Raw genomic sequence first — 19,584 nt, 5'->3', positions numbered from 1 at the left:
CTGCCCCTTCTCCGGCTGGAAGGCACTCACGAGCTGGCCAGAACGGCGGCCAGAGCCTCCACGACGGGCGGAAGGTTACGCTCGTTCAATCCCGCCATGCAGACACGGCCACTGCGGAGAACATAGACCCCATGTTCCTCCCGCAGGCGGTCTACTTGGGCTGGTGACAGCTTCATCATGCTGAACATGCCACGCTGCTTCAGCAGGTAGTGGAAATCCTGCCCCGGCAGGCGGGCGGAAAGCTGCTCATGCAGCTTCTGACGCATCTCCCGGATACGTGCCCCCATGCCTGCCACTTCCTCCCGCCAGAGCTGCGACAGGGCCTCATCCCCCAGAACGGCATCCACAAGCTGCGCCCCACGGACCGGCGGACTGGAATAGTTCCGCCGCACCGTGACCTTGAGCTGGCTCAGCACCCGCCCTGCCGTGTCGCCATCCCGGCAGACGACCGACAGGGCCCCGATGCGGTCCCCATACAGGGAAAATATCTTGGAGAACGAATTGCTGAGCAGGAACTCCAGCCCCGCCTCCACCATGGCCCGCACGGCATACACGTCCGCCTCCAGCCCATGACCCAGCCCCTGATAGGCAAGGTCCAGAAACGGGATCAGCTTCCGTTCCTTCAGGACAGGGATCAGCTCATCCCACTGCTCATCCGTCAGGTCGGCCCCTGTAGGATTATGGCAGCAGGGATGAAGCAGGACGACATGATGTTCCGGAATCTGGCGGATGCAGGCCATCATGGCCTCAAAATTCACACCGCCCGTTTCCGGGTCAAAATAGGGATAGGCCCGTGTCCTGAAACCGGCCCCGGAAAAGATGGATACATGGTTTTCCCATGTCGGGTCACTGACCCACAGCTCGGCCTGTGGGAAGTGACGGTGCAGGAAATCCGCCCCGACCTTCAGCGCACCGGACCCGCCAAGACTCTGGACCGTGGCGATGCGGCCGGTCCGCACCAGCTCGCTGCCACGGCCAAACAGCAGATGCTGGACGGCCTGCCTGTAGGAGGCCAGACCTTCCATCGGCAGGTAGAGGTCCGGCCTGTCCTGCTGGCTGGCCAGCCTTTCATGTGCCCTGCGGATGCAGGCCAGCTGCGGGACATGGCCTGCCTCGTCATAATACAGGCCAATGCTGAGATTGACCTTCTTCGCCCGGTCATCCCGCTTGAAGTCCTCCACCAGAGACAGGATGGGGTCTCCCGGAGACAGTTCAACAGACTGGAACATGGACCGCTTCATCCTTTTTTCGTGCTGGCGTTACGTGGACCCTGCGGACCGTAATCATAATCCGCCACGACCATGCCAAATCTCTTCAGGGCGTCCGGTGCATCCATCTCCGGCAGAAGGACCTCGATGAACACGACCCAGTCGGCCTGCTCCGCCTGTTTCAGGGCCTGCTCCAGATCGCCGACCGTTTCCACCACGAGGGACAGTGCCCTGTCCTTACGGTCGAACGCCTTTGGCAGGTCAGCATAACGCCAGTTGGCAATGTCGTTGTACCGGGAGCGTTCCCCCAGAATCAGACGCTCGATCGTATAGCCCCGGTTGTTGAGCAGGAAGATGATGGGCTTCTGGTCATGCCGCAGGATGGTGGAGAGTTCCTGCGCCGTCAGCTGGAAGGAGCCATCACCGATGAAGAGCAGGTGACGCCGGTCCGGGCTGCCAAGCTGGGAGCCGAACAGGGCGGGCAGGGTATAGCCGATGGCCCCCCAGATGGGCTGGGAAATGTAATGGCTGTTCCGGGGGAAAGGCGTGCCCAGCAGGGCGGTGTTGCTTGTCCCCGCCTCACCGACCACGACATCCCCTTCCTTCAGGAAACGGGCCACACGGGGCCAGAGGGTCGCATGGGTCAGCCGGTCAGCCGCCCCACCGGGCAGGGATGCGGCAGAGGCCGCCGGACGGGCAGGCAGCGTACGGGAAGACGGCGTCACCTGCGCCAGCAGGGCTTCCAGCACGGCCCCGACAGGGGCAGCCGGAATGGACCGGCCTGCAAGACTCACATCATGGGCCTGAAGATTGATGAACGCCTCCGGCCGGATCTCATGCGTGAAGAATCCCGTATTGATCTCCGTGAAGCGCAGGCCGACCCCGATCACGCAGTCTGACTGGCTGACCAGCTCCCTGATGTCCGGGCGGCTGGCCCCACCCACATAACCACCCAGATAATAAGGGGCCGTCTCATCCAGCACGGCCTTGGCCGGAGCCGCCGCCACGCAGGGGATCGCACAGCGTTCCGCCAGTGCGGCGATCTGCCCGGCCACGCCGAAGCGGTCGGCATCGGAATCGAGAATCATCACCGGCAAGCGGGCCGCAGCCAGACGTGTGGCGATGTGCCCGGCCGCCAGGGCCACCTGTTCCACATCACCCTGCGGCAGGGCAAAGCGGAACGGCTCTTCCGGCACCTCGATGTTCAGATGGGTGATGTCGGATGGCAGCTGGAGATGGACCGGCCGCCGCTCCCGCCAGCAGGCCTGGAGGACACGGTCGATTTCTTCCACGGCATTTTCCGGCGTCAGGCGGGCCTGGGCCACCGTATATTCCGCCATGCACCGCCCGATGTTGCCGTATCCGCCATCACCCAGCGTATGATGCAGCAGGGCACGCCCCTCGACCGCATGAAGCGGTGGAATCCCGGTGATGTGCACGAACGGAACACGCTCGGCATAGGCTCCGGCAATGCCACTGATGGCCCCGAGGTCACCCACGCCAAAGGTCGTCACCAGCCCGCACAGACCGGAAGTACGGGCATAGCCATCGGCGGCATAGGCGGCATTCAGCTCGTTGCAGTTCCCCACGAAGGTCAGGGACGCATCAGCCTCCACCTGCTCCAGAAAAGAAAGGTTGAAATCCCCCGGAACACCGAAAAGATGGCTGATTCCTGCCTCGACGAGGCGGCGGGCCAGATAGGCCCCGATCTGCATGCGCATGGGCAAAGTCCTAAAACATGTGAAGAGGATGTGCTCCGGTACAGGCAGGGCTGCCTGACGACCCGAAATCCCTTTTCAGTCTCCGAGCATACTGCAACATGCATGCGGCCTGTGTGCAAATATGGTCTAACATGGCCCTTTCTCCGCACGGATCACGCATGGATGCGCACATCATGGATCAATTTGACTGGAAACTCCTTTCCGCCCTGCACCGCAACGGGCGTCTGACCAACCGGGAGCTGGGCGAGGCCGTCGGCCTCTCACCGTCCCAGTGTTCCCGCCGCCGACTCCTGCTGGAGAAGGCAGGTGTCATCCGGGGTTATGGTGTCACGCTGGATCAGCAGGCCATGGGGCTGGGCGTGATGGCCTTCGTCCAGGTCATCATGAAGGGCCATGCTGCCGGGGCCTTCGAACGCTTCCAGGCCCTCATAAACGGTACTCCCATGATTCAGGAGGCGCACGCCGTCAGCGGGGATGCCGATTACATCCTCAAGGTCGTGACGAAAGACCTGCCGAGCCTCTCCACCTTCGTCACCGAGCAGCTTCTGGCCCATGACACGATCGGCCATGTCAAGTCCTACATCGCCCTCCGCCCCCTGAAGACGGAAAGCCCCCTGCCACTGCGGATGCCCTGAAAAAGCTGGCATCTTCAGGCAAGCCCGGATAAAGTCCCCCCACCTGTGATACCCTTCCGGTTCCCGTGCCACGGTACCCCCTTCTCTGGAGGTTCCATATTCCCCATGACGGACCGGCAGGCATGGGACCACCTGATGATGCACCACTGCTGGAGAGTAAACAGAACACCATGAGCTGGCTGACGAAACATGTCCGTCCCAAATTACGGAGCCTGCTACAGAGGGATGTGCCGGATAACCTCTGGACCAACTGTGAATCCTGCTCGCAGATGATGCTCACCAAGGAACTGACCCGCAAGAAGAAAGTCTGCCCCCATTGCGGCCATCACATGCGGGCCTCGGCCCATGAGCGCATGCAGTGGACCTTTGATGACGGCCAGTACACCACCATCGACCTCCCCACGGCACCGGCAGACCCGCTCCATTTCCGGGATTCCAAGCGTTATACGGACCGTCTGAAGGCTGCCCGCTCCAAGTCCAGCCTTGATGACTCCCTGCTGGTCGCCCACGGCAGGATTGGCGGCAGAAATGCCGTCGTGGCCGTCATGGCCTTCGAGTTCATGGCCGGAACGATGGGCGGTGCCCTTGGCGAGGCCTTCCTGGCCGCCTGTCAGGAAGCCATCCGCCAGAAGGCCCCGCTCATCATCTTCACCGCCTCCGGTGGTGCCCGGATGCAGGAAGGTGTCGTCAGCCTGATGCAGATGCCCCGCACGACCATCGGCGTGGAAATGCTGCGTGAGGCCGGACTGCCCTATCTCGTGGTCCTCACCAACCCGACGACGGGTGGCGTGTCCGCTTCCTTCGCCATGCTGGGTGACATCCACATTGCCGAACCCAACGCCCTGATCGCCTTCGCAGGCCCCCGTGTCATCCGGGATACCGTGCGTGAGGAACTTCCCGAAGGCTTCCAGCGTTCCGAATACCTGAAGGAGCACGGCATGGTGGACCTCATCGCCACCCGTGACGAACTCCCCTCCCTGCTGGGCCGTCTCATCGGCATGCTGGCCCCTGCCGCCAGCAAGGATGCAGCCCCGGCTGAAGCCGCCCCCGCCTCCTGAGTCCCGCCAGCCCCTGTCCCCGTCCCGAGGGCGGTGGACAGGGCGGCCCGGCTCACCCTGTTTCCTCCTCTGAAACGACCGGATACACGATCATGGCAACAGGCCAGCAGACCAGTACCCCGCAGGGTGAATTCCACGGGCGGACGGGCGAGGTGGTGCGCCGCCTGCAGGAACTGCACCCCAGACTGATCGACCTCTCCCTGGACCGGCTGGAAGTCCTGCTGGCCTGCCTCGGCCATCCGGAGCGTGCCCTGCCCCCGACCATCCATGTCGCCGGAACCAACGGCAAGGGCAGCACCTGCGCCAACCTGCGGGCCATCGCAGAGGCGGCTGGTCTGAAAGTCCATGTCATGACCAGCCCTCACCTGCTGGACGTGACGGAACGCTTCCGTCTGGCCGGTCAGCTCGTCAGCGAGGAACGGCTCGTCTCCACCCTTGAGGAAATCGAGCGGATCAATGACGGGGCACCCATCACCGTCTTCGAGGTGCTGACAGCCGCCGGGTTCCTTCTCTTTTCCCGTGTTCCGGCCGACCTGCTGGTTCTGGAGGTCGGGCTTGGCGGCCGGTTCGATGCCACGAACGTGATCCCCACCGCCCGGGCCTGCATCATCACCTCCATCAGCCTGGACCATCAGGGCTTTCTGGGGGATGATCTGGCAGGCATCGCCCGGGAAAAGGCCGGTATCATCAAGCAGGGCGTGCCGGTCTTCGTGGCTCCCCAGCCGGATGATGTCATGGCGGCCATCAGGAGCGTTGCCGAAGCCCAAGAGGCCCCGCTTTACCGGCTGGATCATGAATTCACCATGACGCCACGGCAGGGCGGCCTGCTCTATCAGGACGAGGCCGGAAGCCTGACACTGCCCGCTCCGGCCCTGCATGGTCCCCATCAGGCACAGAATTCGGCCCTGGCCGTGGCGGCCCTCCGCCATGCCGGGCTGGACCTGCCAGACACGGCCTTTGCCGGTATTGCCAGCACATGCTGGCCTGCCCGCCTCCAGACGCTGCACGGCACCCTCACCAGGGACATGCCCGCAGGCTGGGAACTGCTGCTGGATGGTGGTCACAATCCCGGTGCCGGTACCGTTCTGGCCGACGTCCTCAGGACATGGCAGGACAGGCCCCTGCATCTCATCGTCGGGCTGAAGGACAGCAAGGACGTGCAGGGCTTCCTCCGCCCCCTGATCCCCTATGCCACCACCATACAGGCCGTGGCGGAAGACGGACAGCATCTGGCCATGCCTGTCCAGATCATTCTGGAAGCCGCCGCAGCGGCAGGCGGCACGGCCCTGCCCGGGCCGGACATCCGCACCGCCCTGAAACGCCTGCGTGACGACGCCAGCCCCACGGCCAGCCCAGCCCGAATCCTGATCTGCGGCAGCCTCTATCTGGCAGGCTGCGCTCTGGCACTGGATGGTGCCTCACCCCGCTGACATCCCCGGTCAGCGGCATGATGAACGTGACGGGCCGCCTCCATGTCCGGCCTGATGCCTGCACCCCGTGCCGGCACATACATACCCATAACGGAGCAGGACAGACATCATGACCGACCAGACACCCCCCGCCTCCCCGGCCACCGGCACGGAAACCGGACCCCTGCAGGAATTTCTGCAGCGTACGCCCCCGGCCAACCTTCAGGCCGAACAGGCCCTGCTGGGAGCCATCCTGACGAACAACAAGGCCTTTGAAAGCGTCTCGGACTTCCTCCACTCCTCGCATTTTGCCGATGCCGTCAATGCCCATATTTACGACCTGATCTCCCGGCGTGTCGAGCGGAACGGAGGAAAGGGTGCCATCGACATCATCACCATGCGGGGTGATTTTGAGAGCAGCCCCGTGCTGGCTGCCGCCGGAGGCACGGAGTATATCGCCAGCCTGCTCAATGCCATGGTGGGCATCGTCAATGCCCGTGACTATGGCAGGGTCATCCATGACTGCTGGGTGCGCCGCCAGCTGATCGGCATTGGCACGGACATCGTCAACAATGCCCACGGTGCCCGTCCTGATCTGGACGGACCGGAACAGATTTCCGCCTCGGAAGAGGCCCTCTTCAAGCTGGCCACGGACAAGGGACAGGAAGGCGGCTTCCTCGTCTTCTCCAAGGCCCTGAAGAAGGCTCTCGACATTGCCGACCAGGCCTATCAGCATACGGGCGACATTGTCGGCCTGACCTCCGGCCTGCGGGATTTTGACAAGAAAACCGGTGGCCTGCACCCTTCGGACCTGCTGATCCTCGCCGGTCGTCCCGCCATGGGGAAAACGGCCCTCGCCACGAAAATCGCCTTCTCCGCCGCCCAGGCCCTCATGAGGGAAGCGGAGGAAGAAGGCAGCAGCAAACCCAAGGGCAGCGTGGCCATCTTCTCACTGGAAATGTCCGCCGAACAGCTCGCCACCCGTATCCTCTCCGAACAGGCCGAGGTCTCCGGCGAGCGCATCCGCCGGGGTGATGTCGGCCCGAAGGAATTCGACCGGTTCGTCCGTGTCGCCACGGAGCTGCAACGCCTGCCGCTACATATTGACGACACGCCAGCCATCTCCCTCTCCGCCATGCGGACACGCTGCCGCCGCTTGGCCCGCACGCAGGGGCTGAGCCTCGTGGTGGTGGACTATCTCCAGCTCATGCGTCCTGCCGTCGGTACGAGGCCGGACAGCCGCGTGCTGGAAATCTCGATGATCACGCAAGGTCTCAAGGCCATCGCCAAGGAGCTGGAAGTGCCCGTCATCGCCCTGTCCCAGCTCTCCCGTCAGGTCGAATCCCGTGACGACAAACGCCCGATGCTCTCCGACCTGCGTGAATCCGGGTCCATCGAGCAGGATGCCGATGCCGTCATGTTCGTCTATCGTGACGAATATTATCTGCAGCAGCGCAAACCCAAGGAAGCCTCCTTCCCCAGCCCGGACAAATACCAGATCGCCCTTGAGGAATGGCAGCGGAAGATGTCTCTCGTCCACAACAAGGCCGAGCTGATCCTGGAAAAGCAGCGTCACGGGCCGACCGGGACCGTCCACCTCTACTTTGAGGGCGAATTCACCCGCTTCGGCGATCTAGATCTTTATCACGATGATTACCAACACAATCACAGCAGCCCGCAAGCACTCTCACATCAACTGAATCCCCCTTCGCAACCAGCTGTCATCACAAAACAGAAACGCCCAACAATTCCTAGGTAACCCCCCCCCTCACTCGTGCGGTTTATCCTCGAGCGGCGGGGTGATGACGGCGGCAGGGGTGGCAGCGATGACCTCCGGCGTGGGCTTGCGCCGCCACCACCAGCCACGATGCAGCATCTTCTCGAAACGGATCTTCTGCCGCAGCCAGTTCAGCATCCCGGAGAGGGTGACGACGGCAATCCCTATGCCGTCCCACATGTCCACGGGCTGGTTGAAGATGAAATAGCTGAACGCCACGATCCAGACCATCTGGCTGTATTGCGGCAGGGCCACACGGTTTGCCGGGGCGATAGAGGCGGCCAGCATGAGCAGAAGCTGCCCTGCAGCCGCCAGAAACCCGTACCCGAACAGCAGCAGCCAGTCATTCAGCCCGTGGGGAAGGACAAAATGCTGCGCCATGAGAATTCCGTCACCCACCAGCGGCCCGCACAGGCTGGAGCCGTACAGCGTCAGGCGGGATGTCTCCTTGCCTGCAAACCGGTAGGCGATCACGCTCACGGCGGAGGCCATCGCCACCACGATGGCACAGAGATGCCCGAACTGGAGAGCCTTCACGCCGGGACGCAGGACGATCATCACACCGGCAAAGCCCATCAGGACAGACAGCCAGGCCCAGCCCGTCACCTGCTCCTTGAGGAACAGCACGGACACGATGGTGACGAAAAACGGCATCAGGAACATCAGGGACAGGGCCTCCGGCATGGGCAGAAGCATGAAGGCTTCCACACTCCCCGCCGTCGCCACGAACACCGCCGCCGCCCGCACGATCCAGAGCCACGGATGGCTGGAAAGCACCAGCATCCTGTACGATTCATTCGGACGTTTCAGCAGCGGGACGATCAGCAGCCCGAATACGCCCCCGAAAAAGGCGACCTCGAAGGGGTCCAGCCGCCCGGCCAGCCCCTTGGAACAGGCATCACTGATGGAAAAGAACGCATACCCTATGAGGGCCAGCACAATGCCCGACGTAAAAAGTATCTTCCTCATGTAGTACCGGTCCCCGATGCCTTGCCATTATTGCGCTGCGCCAAGGGTAAGGGGTAATCCACCAAAAAGAAACCATCCAATCCCGTCAGGATGGCGGGCCTGCGGTGTCAGGCCGCCATCACAGGGACAGGGCCACGCCTCCCATCACGCTGCGCCGCAGGCCATATTGCGGGGCACCCACCCCTATCCCGCTGCCGTCACGCAGCATGTACCGCCTGTCGAACAGATTGATGACATCCAGCCGCAGCTGCATGGTGTACCCACCCAGCCACGCCATGTGCTTCAGGGTCTGCACCAGCCCCAGATTGAAAGTGACGTACTGCGGAACATGCGTACCGTTGGGGATGGAACCATCTTCCAGCTCCCTGTCCTTCCGCAGGCCACTACCATAGATCATCGTGCCCGAAAGCTGAAGGGGGTGGACCGTCCGATGAAAGAACGCATAGGCCCCGCCCGCAGAGGCCGTGATCAGCTGGTCATGGTCGAGATGGACCCAGTGGCTGCGCATGTACTGGAGGTCCTCCACATCAAAATTCCACTGGGCCGAGTTTATGTCCTTACCCATCGCCCGTGACACGGCCAGATTGCCATACAGGGTCAGCGGTCCCGCACTGTAATCGGTCGTCAGCTCCACGCCACGCACACGTCCCCGATGATAATTATAGGCCGTCAGGATGACGGGTGCGCCGAACTGCCCTTCATCAATCAGGTTCTTCGCCTGCTTCCAGTAGGCATCCAGCCCGACATGCCAGTGCGGGGTGATCTGCTGCATGAAACCGACATCATAGTAATTGTCCCGCTCCGCCTTCACACGGTCATTCTGGTAGTTGGCCGGAGCTGCGGAAGTATCCGCAAAACGGTCCAGCGATGTCGTGCCGATCGTCTCGAAGGGCGGAGGCGTCAGATAGCGGGCATAGCCCACATGAAACCGCCCGCCATGCCACGGTGTCCAGACCAGTGAGACACGGGGGCTGAACTGATGTGCATGGACGTACTCCTCCACGCCATCAAACCGCACGCCACCATTGAGGACCAGAGACCGGGTCAGATGCCATTCATCCTGAAGATAGGCCCCATACAACGCTCCCGTCTTCCCCGATGAATCATGCACCGTCACGGTGCGGGGACTGATGGCACCCTCCTCATCAACCGGATAGACCAGTGAACTGCTCTTGCTCACGGCCCGCTCGCCATAGGCCTGCACGCCCCCCCGCACGGTATGCGACCGGCTGATGCGCCACGTCACGTCGCTCTGCACGCCGCTGGAAAACACCGACCGGGCCGCCTGCTGGGCAATGCCGTTATAGACGAGATCACCCAGCCAGTCGGGCGAGTAGCGCATGGAGCTGTAGCGCAGGATGGCCGAGGTCTGGGCACTGATCTTCTCGTGGTCCTCCTGCCAGGAGAGGATGGCAAAATCCGTGATCTGCTGCTGATGCTCGTCCAGATGGCTGCTGTCTGGCGCATCCTCCTGCACCGGCCTGTCATCCGCCCTGAAAAGCGGCGTGGCGAACTGATGCTGCTGCCCCGGATTGTTGGGCAGCTGATACCACGCATTGGACACACCCGCCGTCAGGCTGAAGCGTGTCTCCGGCCGGAGCGTGTACCGCAGATGCCCCAGCACATGATACTGGTTCGAGAGATCATGAATGGCATTGTAACTGGACGTGGTATTCTCGATGCCCACCCGGTCATGCACGGCATCCGCCGTGATGAAGCCATCCCACTGCCCCCAGTGCCCCCCATACTGGATGGAAGGCTGCACATAGTCCCGCACGCCACCATAACCGGCGAGCGTTCCCCCCTCATCAGCCACGCCATTCCTGGTCTGGATGTCGATCACGCCCGCCTGCCGAAATCCGTATTCCGCTGGCAGGACGCCCGTCGTCAGGCTCATGGAATGGGCAAAACGGGTCATCAGGGCCTGCCCGAACACGTTCACCCCTTCCGGCAGGGCCACACCATCCAGCCTGAACTGGACGTTGTTATGGTCTCCCCGAATGTGAATCTGCCCATAACTGTCCTGCGTCACGCCGGGAGCCTGCAACAAGATGCTGTTCAGCGGCGCATTGTCGGCACCGGGATTGGCCTCGATGGCCTTGCGGGAAAAATTCGTCTGGGTGGCCCCGATGGCAGGCTGGAGAGCCGCCCGGGCCTGATCCAGCCGCCGTGCCGTGACATGGATGTATTCTTCCCGATGGTCCTCGTGACGGACAGGCTCGTCACCACCACTCTGGTCCCGGTTTTCAGCCGCCATGACCGGCTGCTGCCGTCGGTCCCCTGCCCCATCGTCAGCCCGTGCCGTCTGAAACAGTCCCCCGGAGGCCACCATCAGAAACACATAAACGGCTCCACCCCGCCCCTTCACCGCCATGCTGATCGTCATCCCTCTTAGGCTGTTCATTCTGATGCTGCTCAATATGTTATGTTATAATATAACATATGAGAAGGACCTTTTCTTCCACTGCCCACAAAAAAGGCCGGGGAATATCCCGGCCCTTTTTCAGATCATCTTCAGCCCGATCATCAGGAGCAGGCTGCCCAGAACAAGCCGCTGCCAGCGTTCCGGGCATCGCCCGGCGCAATGGGTACCAAGCCAGATGCCCGGCAGGGAACCACTCAACAAAAGCAGCAGGGTGGGCACCATGACGTCCCCTTCCACCCAGTGACCTACCCCGGCAATCAGTGTCAGGGGGATGGCATGGGCAATGTCGATGGCCACGAGTTCACGCAAAGGAAGGGTCGGATACAGCATCACAAGCACGGCCATGCCGATCGCCCCGGCCCCGACGGAGGACAGGCTGACCATGCAGCCCAGCACGAAACCCAGCACGACCGTCAGCACCCGTGACTGCACCGGTCCGCCCACCTGATGCCGCAGCACCCAGGCCTTGAGTGTCGGGCGGAACAGGATGGCCGGAGCCGTCACCAGCAGGCAGATGCCCAGCGACAGGCGGATGACATGCGCCATCTCCTGTGGCGACCCCAGATGCCGCAGCCAGAGCAGGGCCACTGCCACACCGGGGAGACTGCCTGCCATCATCCACAGCACGATGGACCAGCGTACCGGCCCGCACCGCCTGTGCAGGACGGTCCCGAACAGCTTTGTCACGGCGGCATAGACGAGGTCCGTCCCCACGGCGGCCTTGGGGTGGATACCACACAGCAGGATGAGCAGCGGCGTCATCAGCGATCCGCCACCCACGCCCGTCATGCCGACCAGAAACCCGACCAGTGCGCCGGAGATGACATAAGCCAGATGCCCCATCACCTTATCCCCACTTTCAGGACAGACCTCCCCTGCCGGTTTCTCCAGACCGGAAAAACCGGAGGACTGTCCCCTGTTCCATAATCATCCAGACACGAGGCCCGCCGGGTCTCACCTCATGGAGGGAAAACCCGGCCTGCCAGCCTCAGCGCACGGCCCTGTAAACGGCCTCCGTCAGATGCCGTACGCTGCGGGCCACGTCGCCGTCACCGGGCACCACCACATCCGGCCGGGCGGGCGGTTCATAGGCCGAGGACACACCGGTGAACTCGGCGATCCGGCCCTCTTCCGCCTGAGCGTACAGCCCTTTCGGGTCACGCTGGCGGCACAGCTCGGGGGCCGTATCCACAAAGACCTCATGCCAGTCATCCCCGATGATGGCTTTGGCCATCGCACGGTCCCTGACCAGCGGCGACACCAGAGCCACCAGCACGATCTGCCCGGCATCTGCCAGAATGCGGGCCACATGGGCCACACGGCGGATATTCTCCCGCCGGTCTTCCGGGGAGAAACCAAGATCGCTGCACAGGCCGGACCGGACCGTATCGCCATCCAGCACGGTGACATGCAGCCCCTCACGGCTGAGGGCCTCCTCGGCATGACGGGCGATGGTGCTCTTTCCGGCACCGGGCAGACCGGTCATCCAGAACACGGCCCGACCATGCCCACGCAGGCCAGCCCGGACAGCATCGCTCACGCCGCTGGCTGTCGGATGGATGGCATTGGCTCCCTCAGGCAGGGCCGCCGGACCGATCAGCGGGGCACCGCCAACGATCTTCTGATGACGGTCCACCAGCACGCCACGCCCGTCCGGCATTCCCGGCGCAAAGGGATCGAAGAGGATGTTGCGGGCCACGGCGAGGGTGATCTCGGCAAAGCCATCCGGTGGCACCTCATCCGCCGGACTCAGGCTGAGATCATCAAGGTCCACCACGGCATCAATGGAAGCCACGGTGACATCATGTTCTGCCGTGGCCAGACGCAGCCGGAAACTCTCCCCCACACGCAGCGGCTCACCACGCAGCCAGAACAGCCGTGTCCTGAGACGGGCGGCCTTCAGCGGGGCTGCGGCTTCATCACCGGCAGGGAACAGCAGGTCCCCACGATCCGGTACCAGATCAGGCTCCAGACGCAGGGCGATGGATTCACCAGCCCCAGCCACAGGATGATGCGGAGCATGCCAGCGACAGACCTCGGCCACGGTGGCTTCCTGCCCCTGCCCGCCTATTTCCAGCCGGTCTCCTTCCCGCACCGTGCCACGCTCGATGCGTCCCGCCACATAGCGGATGCCCTCGAAACGGTACACGTCCTGCACCGGCATACGGAATGGCAGGGCATGACGGGATGCCGGGGGCTGGATGAGAGCCAGAGCCTCCAGCAGGGTCGGCCCCCTGTACCAGTCGGCCTTTTCAGAACGTGTGGCGATATTGTCGCCATCCCGTGCCGAGGCCGGAATGACCTGGTTGACGTTGATCTCCAGCCGCCCCAGCAGCTGGCGGATGTCACCTTCCACCTGCTTCAGTCTGGCTTCATCAAACCCGATGCTGTCGGCCTTGTTCAGCAGGACGATCACATGATTGATGCCGATGAGCCGCAGCAGCATGGCGTGGCGGCGTGTCTGCTCCCGCACACCCTCGGAGGCATCCACCACCAGCACGGCGGCCTCGGCGTCGGCAGCACCGGTAATCATGTTGCGCAGGAACTGCCGATGGCCCGGCGCATCCACGATGACGAAATCCCGGCCATCCAGCTGGAACGGAATGCGGGTGGAATCCACCGTCACACCCTGATCCCGCTCGATCTGGAGGGAATCGAGCAGGAAGCTCCACTCCACGGCCAGACCACGCTTCCGGCTGCTTTCCACGATCTGGACGAGGCGGCCATCCGGCAGGCTGTCCGTATCATACAGGAGGCGGCCAATCAGGGTGGATTTGCCGTGATCCACATGGCCTACGATCACGATCGGCGTGCTGACACCGTGACGGACCTGCGATGATGGTGAATGAGTCTGTGTCATCGAAAAAGTCCCCTCACAGATAACCGGCAACACGGAGACGCTCGAAGGCATCTTCCGACTCATGATCCATGGCACGGCCCGCACGCTCGGAGGTACGGCTCGTCTCCAGCTCGGCAATCACTTCCGCCACGGTGGAGGCATTGCTCTCGATCGGGCTGGTGATGTCCTGATCGCCCAATGAGCGATAACGCCTGCCATCCTTTGCAAAATAGAGGTCCACGAGCGGAATCTTCTCACGCTCGATGTACCGCCAGATGTCCAGCTCTCGCCACGCCAGCAGCGGATGGACACGGACATGCATCCCCTCCTCGTAAGGCGTGGCGTACTGGTCCCAGAATTCCGGTGGCTGGTTGCGAACATCCCACTGGTGACCGGCACCACGGGGGCTGAAGACACGCTCCTTGGCACGGGTGGCCTGCTCATCACGCCGGATGCCCGCAACGACACCCCGGAACTTGTGCTGGTCGATCAGGTTTGCCAGACCAGCCGTCTTGCGGGCCGCAGACCGGGCCGCCGGTGGCAGGGAGGGGTCCATGTCCTCGACCGGGGGACACTCCCCGAGAACAAGGTCCAGATTCCACTTTCTGACGTACTCATCCCGGAAGGCATACATCTCCGGGAATTTCTTGCCCGTATCCACATGCATGACAGGAAAAGGCACATGCCCCATGAAGGCCTTGCGGGCCAGCCAGACCATCACGTTGCTGTCCTTGCCCAGTGACCAGAGCAGGGCCAGGGGCTTCAGCTTGCGGTAAGCCTCCCGCAGGATGAAGATGCTCTGGGCCTCAAGCTGGTCCAGACCATCCATGATATGTGCGTCTTCCAGAGCCATGACTGCTCCCTTTCCTTCCTGATGGGCCATGCGGCCCGGTCTCATCGTGCGGGCCGCTCTGCAATCAGGGCAGCGGCTGAGATTTCTTCCACATTGGCGTCAGGCGATGTGGAAACGGGCCGGTGCAGGCCACATTCCGTCTTGGCCAGCCCGGCCCAACGTCCGGCACGGCTGTCCTCTCCCGCTCCCACGGGCCTCGTACAGGGTTCACAACCGATGGAACGGTAACCCTGCGCCACCAGCGGATGCGGCGGGAGGGCCTTCTCCTCCATGAAACGGGCGATCTGGGCCTCGCTCCAGCCAGCCAGAGGATTCAGTTTCACGCTGCCATCCTCCTGCCGTTCCGCCACGGGCAGGGCCGCCCGGGTGGCCGCCTGCATCCGCTTGCGGCCTGTCACCCAGATGTCGAACTCCGGCAGAACCACCTCCAGCGGTTCCACCTTCCGCAAAGCGCAGCAGGCATCGGGGTCGAAAGCCACAAGCTGGCCCTCCGGGTCACGATACTCCACCTCGGCACGGGCAGGGCGCAGGGTGCGGACATCCTCCAGCCCCAGATGGCGGGTCAGCTCGTCCCGATAGGCCAGCGTTTCCGGGAAATGCCGCTCCGTATCGAGGAAAAAGACAGGCACGGCTTTGTCCTGTGCCGCCACCTGCGCCAGCAGCACGGCAGACTCAGCACCGAAGGAAGAAATCACCGCCACACGGCCCGGAAAGCGGGCCAGAACGGAGGACAGCACACGGCCCGTCTCCTCCTCCGAGGCAGCCACATCTTCCTGCCGGGGCAGGGCCTGGAACTCAGCGTCCGATATTGCCATGTGATCTGCTCCCTGCGGAAAATACGATAAGAAAGAAACTAATTACATATTTAACGGGCTTCAATGATGATTTTTGATAAATCATCAATTTTTCAGGATATAAGAATGTCATTATGAGCTTTCCAGAGAATCAGGAAGCCTGACCTCCGGCAGGAAACGGCGGAAAATCGCCTCTGATACCGCCCTTCATTTTTCACAATATTAAATCGTAGTTATCAGCAGACTCAGAAACGCAGCGTGAGGGTCGAAAGCATGTAGGTCCCGTTCTTCCCCCCGGCCTGCCTCATGCGATGTGTCAGCAGAATCGCTCCCCCATCAATCTGCCAGTTGACGTGCTGCTGAAGCTGGAACTGCACCTGCCCCTGTGGCTGCAACCCCACGGCCCGCCCGGCCTGCCGCAGCTTCGGCCCCGAAAGGAAAGAAAAGGGCGATGATGAATTATACAGCCCGTCATTCATGCTCTCCCTCCAGAGGTAAGGCACCCGGATACGGATGTTCATGAAAGGCCGGGGTGCGATGCTGGCCAGCGGGCCGGCACTCACGATGTTGGCCCTCGCAATGGTGCGTGTCAGGTCGAACGTTCCATTACGGGGTGAGAACGGGGCCGAGAACGTGCCCACGGTTCCCTCTTTCCGGCGGTTGTCTCCTCCGCTGTAGGCCTCCGCCTGCACACCCAGAAAGGGATGCAGAAAGGATGAGGAATGACGCCAGCCCAGCACGCCCCGCACGGCCCAGGCACTCACGGGACGGCTGGCAATGGATGACGTGCCGGGATGGAACCGTCCCCCCTGATACACGCCCCCCAGCTCATACTCGAAGGACGGTGCCGAACCATACCAGCGGAAGCCACCATTCTGTCGTGTCTGCGTTCCCGCCTCCGACCCTTTGTAACGGGCCACGGCTGCCGTTTTCCCCTCATCACGGAAACCCATCCAGAAGAGGTCCAGAAAGGAATGGACCAGCTCCCCCCCAATGGAAAAGGGCCGCAGGGCGATCCCGACATTCCCCCCGTAAAGGCGGGTGCCATCATCAAACCCGCCCCCCATGATGGTATCCCTCGTCACCTGTGTAGCGACAAAATTGTAAAGGTCCAGCCTGATCCGGTTCCACAGCGCATAGCCACGGACACCATTCCACGAAAGCGGGACGTTGGGAGTTTCCCGCATGTAGACAAGCCATGAAGGGGCATCGAGAAACTGCTGCCGCCCGACCATCACGCCGGTCTTTGCACTGAACAGTTTACGCTCATACCCGACGAAGAGCTGCTGCACCCCCAGCCTGCGCCGCCATGTCGCATTGTAGCCGTAATAGTTCCATCCGGCCGCCTCACCATTGTTCAGCTGCCCGAATATCCGCCAGTGCGGACCAAGATGAAGGTCCGCCCCCAGCAGGTTGCGTACCGTAAACCGGCCGGAATGACGCCTGTTCACCGTCCCCAGCATGGGGTTCGACTCATACCAGTTGCGTATCCGGGATTCACCGGAAAGCGACAGCCAGATGCTGCCCGACTCATTGAGGCGGATGGCCTTCAGGGGGTCAAGAAAATCCGTGTAATTCCTGGGGTCCTTCTTGCTGCTCCAGTCCTCGGCCCAGGGGGCGACCCCATAGACACCAACCGGCCCGAACCCGGCAAATTCACCATTTCCCCAGTTGAAGGCTCCCCAGTCTCCCTGATGCCGCTTGCGGGACCGGTTCTCCTCCAGCGTGACACGGCGTGGCTGGCCGATCACCCCGGCTCCCGGCATGGTCTCCACGGCAGGCGGAACCTTTTCGGTGATCTGCGCTTCCGCCTGTCCCAGCCCTGCAGCAACGGACAGTACGGCAAGAACTACCGGGGACCGCAACAACCTGCCCGTCCGCCCCAACAGACTGACACACCTCAGAGACAGGTCCGGTCTTTCCTGCATCGTCACCCGCCACGATGGCCTGCCTGTCTGCATGAGCGGCTCACTTATTACTTTAAATAATAGTTATTTGTATTAAATCCCATTTTATTGCCCATGTGAAGACGTGAATTAACTTTTCTCTCTCCATCACGTTTCCCATGGCCCATTTTTTCTTGCCACAGGAGAGCTGCATTCTGATTTAGCCCCCGGCACCGTCTTCCTCAGGTTTGGCCAACAGATCGAGGATGAAGATGGACAGAACACACCCGGCGGCACAACGCCGGATCACCGGGAGAATGCTGGAGGCCCAACGGGCGGCCAAGGCCCTCCTCATGACAGGCGCCAGCCGCAGCGAAATAATTACTGCCCTGCACTAGGCACGGCGGAAGGGACACCGTCTCCATTATTCAGATCACGGCCCTGCCACGCCGCATCTACGACCTCACCCGGACAGGTCTGGAGATGGGCATGGATCCAAACGAGGCTGAGAGTATTGGCCAGCAGGCCCATGCCATCACCCTCCAGCGTGGCGAGGACCGGGACCCGGCTCAGCTTCCCCCCCTGTGCGACCAGCTCACTGATCTCCTGGAGGCCGCAGAAATCCATCTGTCAGCTCTTCAGGCTGTGGAAAGTGACCCCATGGGGTCACCTGAGTGCCCCCCTCTATACCGATACAAACTCAGATAATATCATTTCTGTAAAAAAGGCGGCTCGCTCCGCTCGCCAAGCCATGAAGAAAACAGGTAGTCGGGATGAACCGGCCCTCCCACGGGCGGCATCATCCCCGCTCCGGGGGTCTAAGGCTGGTACGGACTTTGCCCTTGGGATTGCGCCTTCATTCCGGCAGTACGTCTCCAGCTACAGGCCCCGGGAGGATGAGATCATGGCGGCCGCCCTCTATGCAAACCATGACCTGGGCATTTCCCGCCACGCATGGGCACAGGCCAGCAACGTTCTGGGCCAGTATGAGGCGGCCGTGGCCATCGCCGTGATCTCCGCCCGCCAGGCCGAAGGCAGGATCAGGTCTCCCGGCGGCTACCTGCGTGCCATGATTGACCGCCAGTTGAGGGGAGAGCTAAATCTCGACCGTACGCTGTATGGGATGAGGGGAGCAGAAGCGTGATAACGGAAGGCACGGTACATGGCATGATACTGTCATGCTCCACCCCGGCCGCTCATGGGGCGATTGCGACATGGCTCAAGGATTTTGGCCCCATAATCTGTTCTGTTGCGAGTTTTTGGCTGGCCTACCGTGTTTCACGCATTACCAGAGAACAGAAGGAGATCAATAAAAGCGCATATAACTTGAATTTGTTCAAGGAGAGGTTTGCTATTTATGGAAAATTTAAGACGTTATCTGATGATAAAAATATAATATATGATAATATTCCATACAATTATTTAAAAGAAGCTACCGTGAAAGAGGCTGTTGAATATTTAAAAAAACTTTATAGGAACATAGATGAAATATTCATTCTATTTAAAGATTGTGAAGCTATCAATACATATTTGCACGATAGGAAAGATAATTTCCTAAAATTGGCAACTTCCCTTCAAAAAAGGAAGAAAATTGAATATTTTCTTCCAGAGATAGATAATATTAGAACAAAAACAAAATTAATAAGATCTTCCATGAGAGAAGGATATTCTAAATATGAATCTTATCATTATATTTATTCACATATAAATACGATAATAAAAATTATTTCAAAAAATGATGTTGAAGATTTCTATATTAAAGATAATTATACTTTTTTATTAGAACTTTCTGAAAAAATGGCTATTATTGATACTAGAGTTTACGATTTATTTATTTCAGGAGAAGATCAAGTACCTAAAAAAAATAAGTTATCTCACAGAAAATGAAAATAAAAATTTAATAATTATTAGTGAAAATATTGATAATCTCGTCTTAATATTAGATTATATTTATGATTTCTTTTCAAGAATACATTATAGTAATGATTATTACATTAAGAGATTTCCTAT

The 19,584-nt window shown here is 60.8% G+C and carries 16 protein-coding genes; 6 read left to right on the top strand and 10 right to left on the bottom strand.

What is annotated here, in order from left to right; all coding sequences use genetic code 11:
* Positions 1-26: 26 nt before the first annotated feature.
* Together CPA56_RS08465 and CPA56_RS08460 are read right to left on the bottom strand one after the other, a co-directional pair.
* Entirely contained in the window at positions 27-1,229 is a 1,203-nt protein-coding gene (locus CPA56_RS08465) for an amino acid aminotransferase (protein WP_182041570.1), read from the bottom strand.
* Positions 1,230-1,237: 8 nt separating this feature from the next.
* A complete protein-coding gene (locus tag CPA56_RS08460) occupies positions 1,238-2,929 on the bottom strand; it encodes an alpha-keto acid decarboxylase family protein (protein WP_182041569.1) in 1,692 nt (563 codons plus the stop codon).
* A gap of 173 nt (positions 2,930-3,102) precedes the next feature.
* Between CPA56_RS08460 and CPA56_RS08455 the strand changes: the two genes are divergently transcribed.
* The 4 genes from CPA56_RS08455 (at position 3,103) to CPA56_RS08440 (ending at position 7,790) form a co-directional block, all read left to right on the top strand.
* Positions 3,103-3,564, top strand: coding sequence for an Lrp/AsnC family transcriptional regulator (locus tag CPA56_RS08455; RefSeq protein WP_182041568.1), 462 nt, complete (start codon positions 3,103-3,105; stop codon positions 3,562-3,564).
* A 170-nt stretch (positions 3,565-3,734) separates the two neighbouring features.
* The gene (accD, locus tag CPA56_RS08450; RefSeq protein WP_182041634.1) at positions 3,735-4,622 is read left to right on the top strand and encodes an acetyl-CoA carboxylase, carboxyltransferase subunit beta; all 888 of its coding nucleotides are present in this window, start codon (positions 3,735-3,737) and stop codon (positions 4,620-4,622) included.
* Between the two features lie 92 nt (positions 4,623-4,714).
* Positions 4,715-6,052, top strand: coding sequence for a bifunctional folylpolyglutamate synthase/dihydrofolate synthase (locus CPA56_RS08445; RefSeq protein WP_182041567.1), 1,338 nt, complete (start codon positions 4,715-4,717; stop codon positions 6,050-6,052).
* 109 nt (positions 6,053-6,161) lie between these two features.
* Positions 6,162-7,790 (top strand): replicative DNA helicase, encoded by a 1,629-nt coding sequence (locus CPA56_RS08440; RefSeq protein ID WP_182041566.1) that lies wholly within the window; start codon positions 6,162-6,164, stop codon positions 7,788-7,790.
* Positions 7,791-7,799: 9 nt separating this feature from the next.
* On the opposite strand, the gene CPA56_RS08435 is transcribed toward CPA56_RS08440, so the two are convergent.
* From CPA56_RS08435 to CPA56_RS08400, 8 genes are all read right to left on the bottom strand, one after another.
* Positions 7,800-8,777 carry a DMT family transporter gene (locus tag CPA56_RS08435; RefSeq protein ID WP_182041565.1) on the bottom strand — a complete coding sequence of 326 codons (978 nt, stop codon included), beginning with the start codon at positions 8,775-8,777 and terminating at the stop codon, positions 7,800-7,802.
* Between the two features lie 118 nt (positions 8,778-8,895).
* Positions 8,896-11,034: a TonB-dependent receptor gene (locus CPA56_RS08430; protein WP_229707576.1), complete on the bottom strand. Its 2,139-nt coding sequence runs from the start codon at positions 11,032-11,034 to the stop codon at positions 8,896-8,898.
* A gap of 246 nt (positions 11,035-11,280) precedes the next feature.
* Positions 11,281-12,045 (bottom strand): sulfite exporter TauE/SafE family protein, encoded by a 765-nt coding sequence (locus tag CPA56_RS08425; protein WP_182041564.1) that lies wholly within the window; start codon positions 12,043-12,045, stop codon positions 11,281-11,283.
* A gap of 145 nt (positions 12,046-12,190) precedes the next feature.
* Positions 12,191-14,062, bottom strand: a complete 1,872-nt coding sequence (gene cysC / locus CPA56_RS08420; RefSeq protein WP_182041563.1) for an adenylyl-sulfate kinase — start codon at positions 14,060-14,062, stop codon at positions 12,191-12,193.
* A gap of 13 nt (positions 14,063-14,075) precedes the next feature.
* Complete coding sequence (cysD, locus tag CPA56_RS08415) at positions 14,076-14,870, bottom strand: sulfate adenylyltransferase subunit CysD (protein WP_182041632.1); 795 nt, start codon at positions 14,868-14,870, stop codon at positions 14,076-14,078.
* Positions 14,871-14,935: 65 nt separating this feature from the next.
* Positions 14,936-15,709, bottom strand: a complete 774-nt coding sequence (locus CPA56_RS08410; protein ID WP_182041562.1) for a phosphoadenylyl-sulfate reductase — start codon at positions 15,707-15,709, stop codon at positions 14,936-14,938.
* Between the two features lie 224 nt (positions 15,710-15,933).
* Positions 15,934-17,649, bottom strand: a complete 1,716-nt coding sequence (locus CPA56_RS08405) for an alginate export family protein (protein ID WP_182041561.1) — start codon at positions 17,647-17,649, stop codon at positions 15,934-15,936.
* A 306-nt stretch (positions 17,650-17,955) separates the two neighbouring features.
* On the bottom strand, positions 17,956-18,201 hold the full coding sequence (locus CPA56_RS08400) for a hypothetical protein (protein WP_182041560.1): 246 nt from the start codon (positions 18,199-18,201) through the stop codon (positions 17,956-17,958).
* Between the two features lie 124 nt (positions 18,202-18,325).
* Between CPA56_RS08400 and repC the strand changes: the two genes are divergently transcribed.
* Together repC and CPA56_RS08390 are read left to right on the top strand one after the other, a co-directional pair.
* Entirely contained in the window at positions 18,326-18,718 is a 393-nt protein-coding gene (gene repC, locus CPA56_RS08395) for a replication initiation protein RepC (RefSeq protein ID WP_229707559.1), read from the top strand.
* Complete coding sequence (locus CPA56_RS08390) at positions 18,715-19,461, top strand: hypothetical protein (protein WP_182041558.1); 747 nt, start codon at positions 18,715-18,717, stop codon at positions 19,459-19,461. Before repC ends, CPA56_RS08390 begins: the two co-directional genes overlap by 4 nt.
* The last annotated feature ends 123 nt before the right edge of the window (positions 19,462-19,584 follow it).

It is taken from the genome of Bombella mellum, assembly GCF_014048465.1.
Lineage (GTDB): Bacteria > Pseudomonadota > Alphaproteobacteria > Acetobacterales > Acetobacteraceae > Bombella > Bombella mellum.
This window is presented reverse-complemented; position numbering and strand designations above follow the sequence as displayed.

Coding starts and splice junctions, on each gene's coding strand:
- CPA56_RS08465 (WP_182041570.1), bottom strand. CDS start 1,229: ATGTTCCAGTCTGTTGAACTGTCTCCGGGAGACCCCATCCTGTCTCTG.
- CPA56_RS08460 (WP_182041569.1), bottom strand. CDS start 2,929: ATGCGCATGCAGATCGGGGCCTATCTGGCCCGCCGCCTCGTCGAGGCA.
- CPA56_RS08455 (WP_182041568.1), top strand. CDS start 3,103: ATGGATCAATTTGACTGGAAACTCCTTTCCGCCCTGCACCGCAACGGG.
- accD (WP_182041634.1), top strand. CDS start 3,735: ATGAGCTGGCTGACGAAACATGTCCGTCCCAAATTACGGAGCCTGCTA.
- CPA56_RS08445 (WP_182041567.1), top strand. CDS start 4,715: ATGGCAACAGGCCAGCAGACCAGTACCCCGCAGGGTGAATTCCACGGG.
- CPA56_RS08440 (WP_182041566.1), top strand. CDS start 6,162: ATGACCGACCAGACACCCCCCGCCTCCCCGGCCACCGGCACGGAAACC.
- CPA56_RS08435 (WP_182041565.1), bottom strand. CDS start 8,777: ATGAGGAAGATACTTTTTACGTCGGGCATTGTGCTGGCCCTCATAGGG.
- CPA56_RS08430 (WP_229707576.1), bottom strand. CDS start 11,034: ATGGCGGCTGAAAACCGGGACCAGAGTGGTGGTGACGAGCCTGTCCGT.
- CPA56_RS08425 (WP_182041564.1), bottom strand. CDS start 12,045: ATGGGGCATCTGGCTTATGTCATCTCCGGCGCACTGGTCGGGTTTCTG.
- cysC (WP_182041563.1), bottom strand. CDS start 14,062: ATGACACAGACTCATTCACCATCATCGCAGGTCCGTCACGGTGTCAGC.
- cysD (WP_182041632.1), bottom strand. CDS start 14,870: ATGGATGGTCTGGACCAGCTTGAGGCCCAGAGCATCTTCATCCTGCGG.
- CPA56_RS08410 (WP_182041562.1), bottom strand. CDS start 15,709: ATGGCAATATCGGACGCTGAGTTCCAGGCCCTGCCCCGGCAGGAAGAT.
- CPA56_RS08405 (WP_182041561.1), bottom strand. CDS start 17,649: ATGCAGACAGGCAGGCCATCGTGGCGGGTGACGATGCAGGAAAGACCG.
- CPA56_RS08400 (WP_182041560.1), bottom strand. CDS start 18,201: ATGGATTTCTGCGGCCTCCAGGAGATCAGTGAGCTGGTCGCACAGGGG.
- repC (WP_229707559.1), top strand. CDS start 18,326: ATGAAGAAAACAGGTAGTCGGGATGAACCGGCCCTCCCACGGGCGGCA.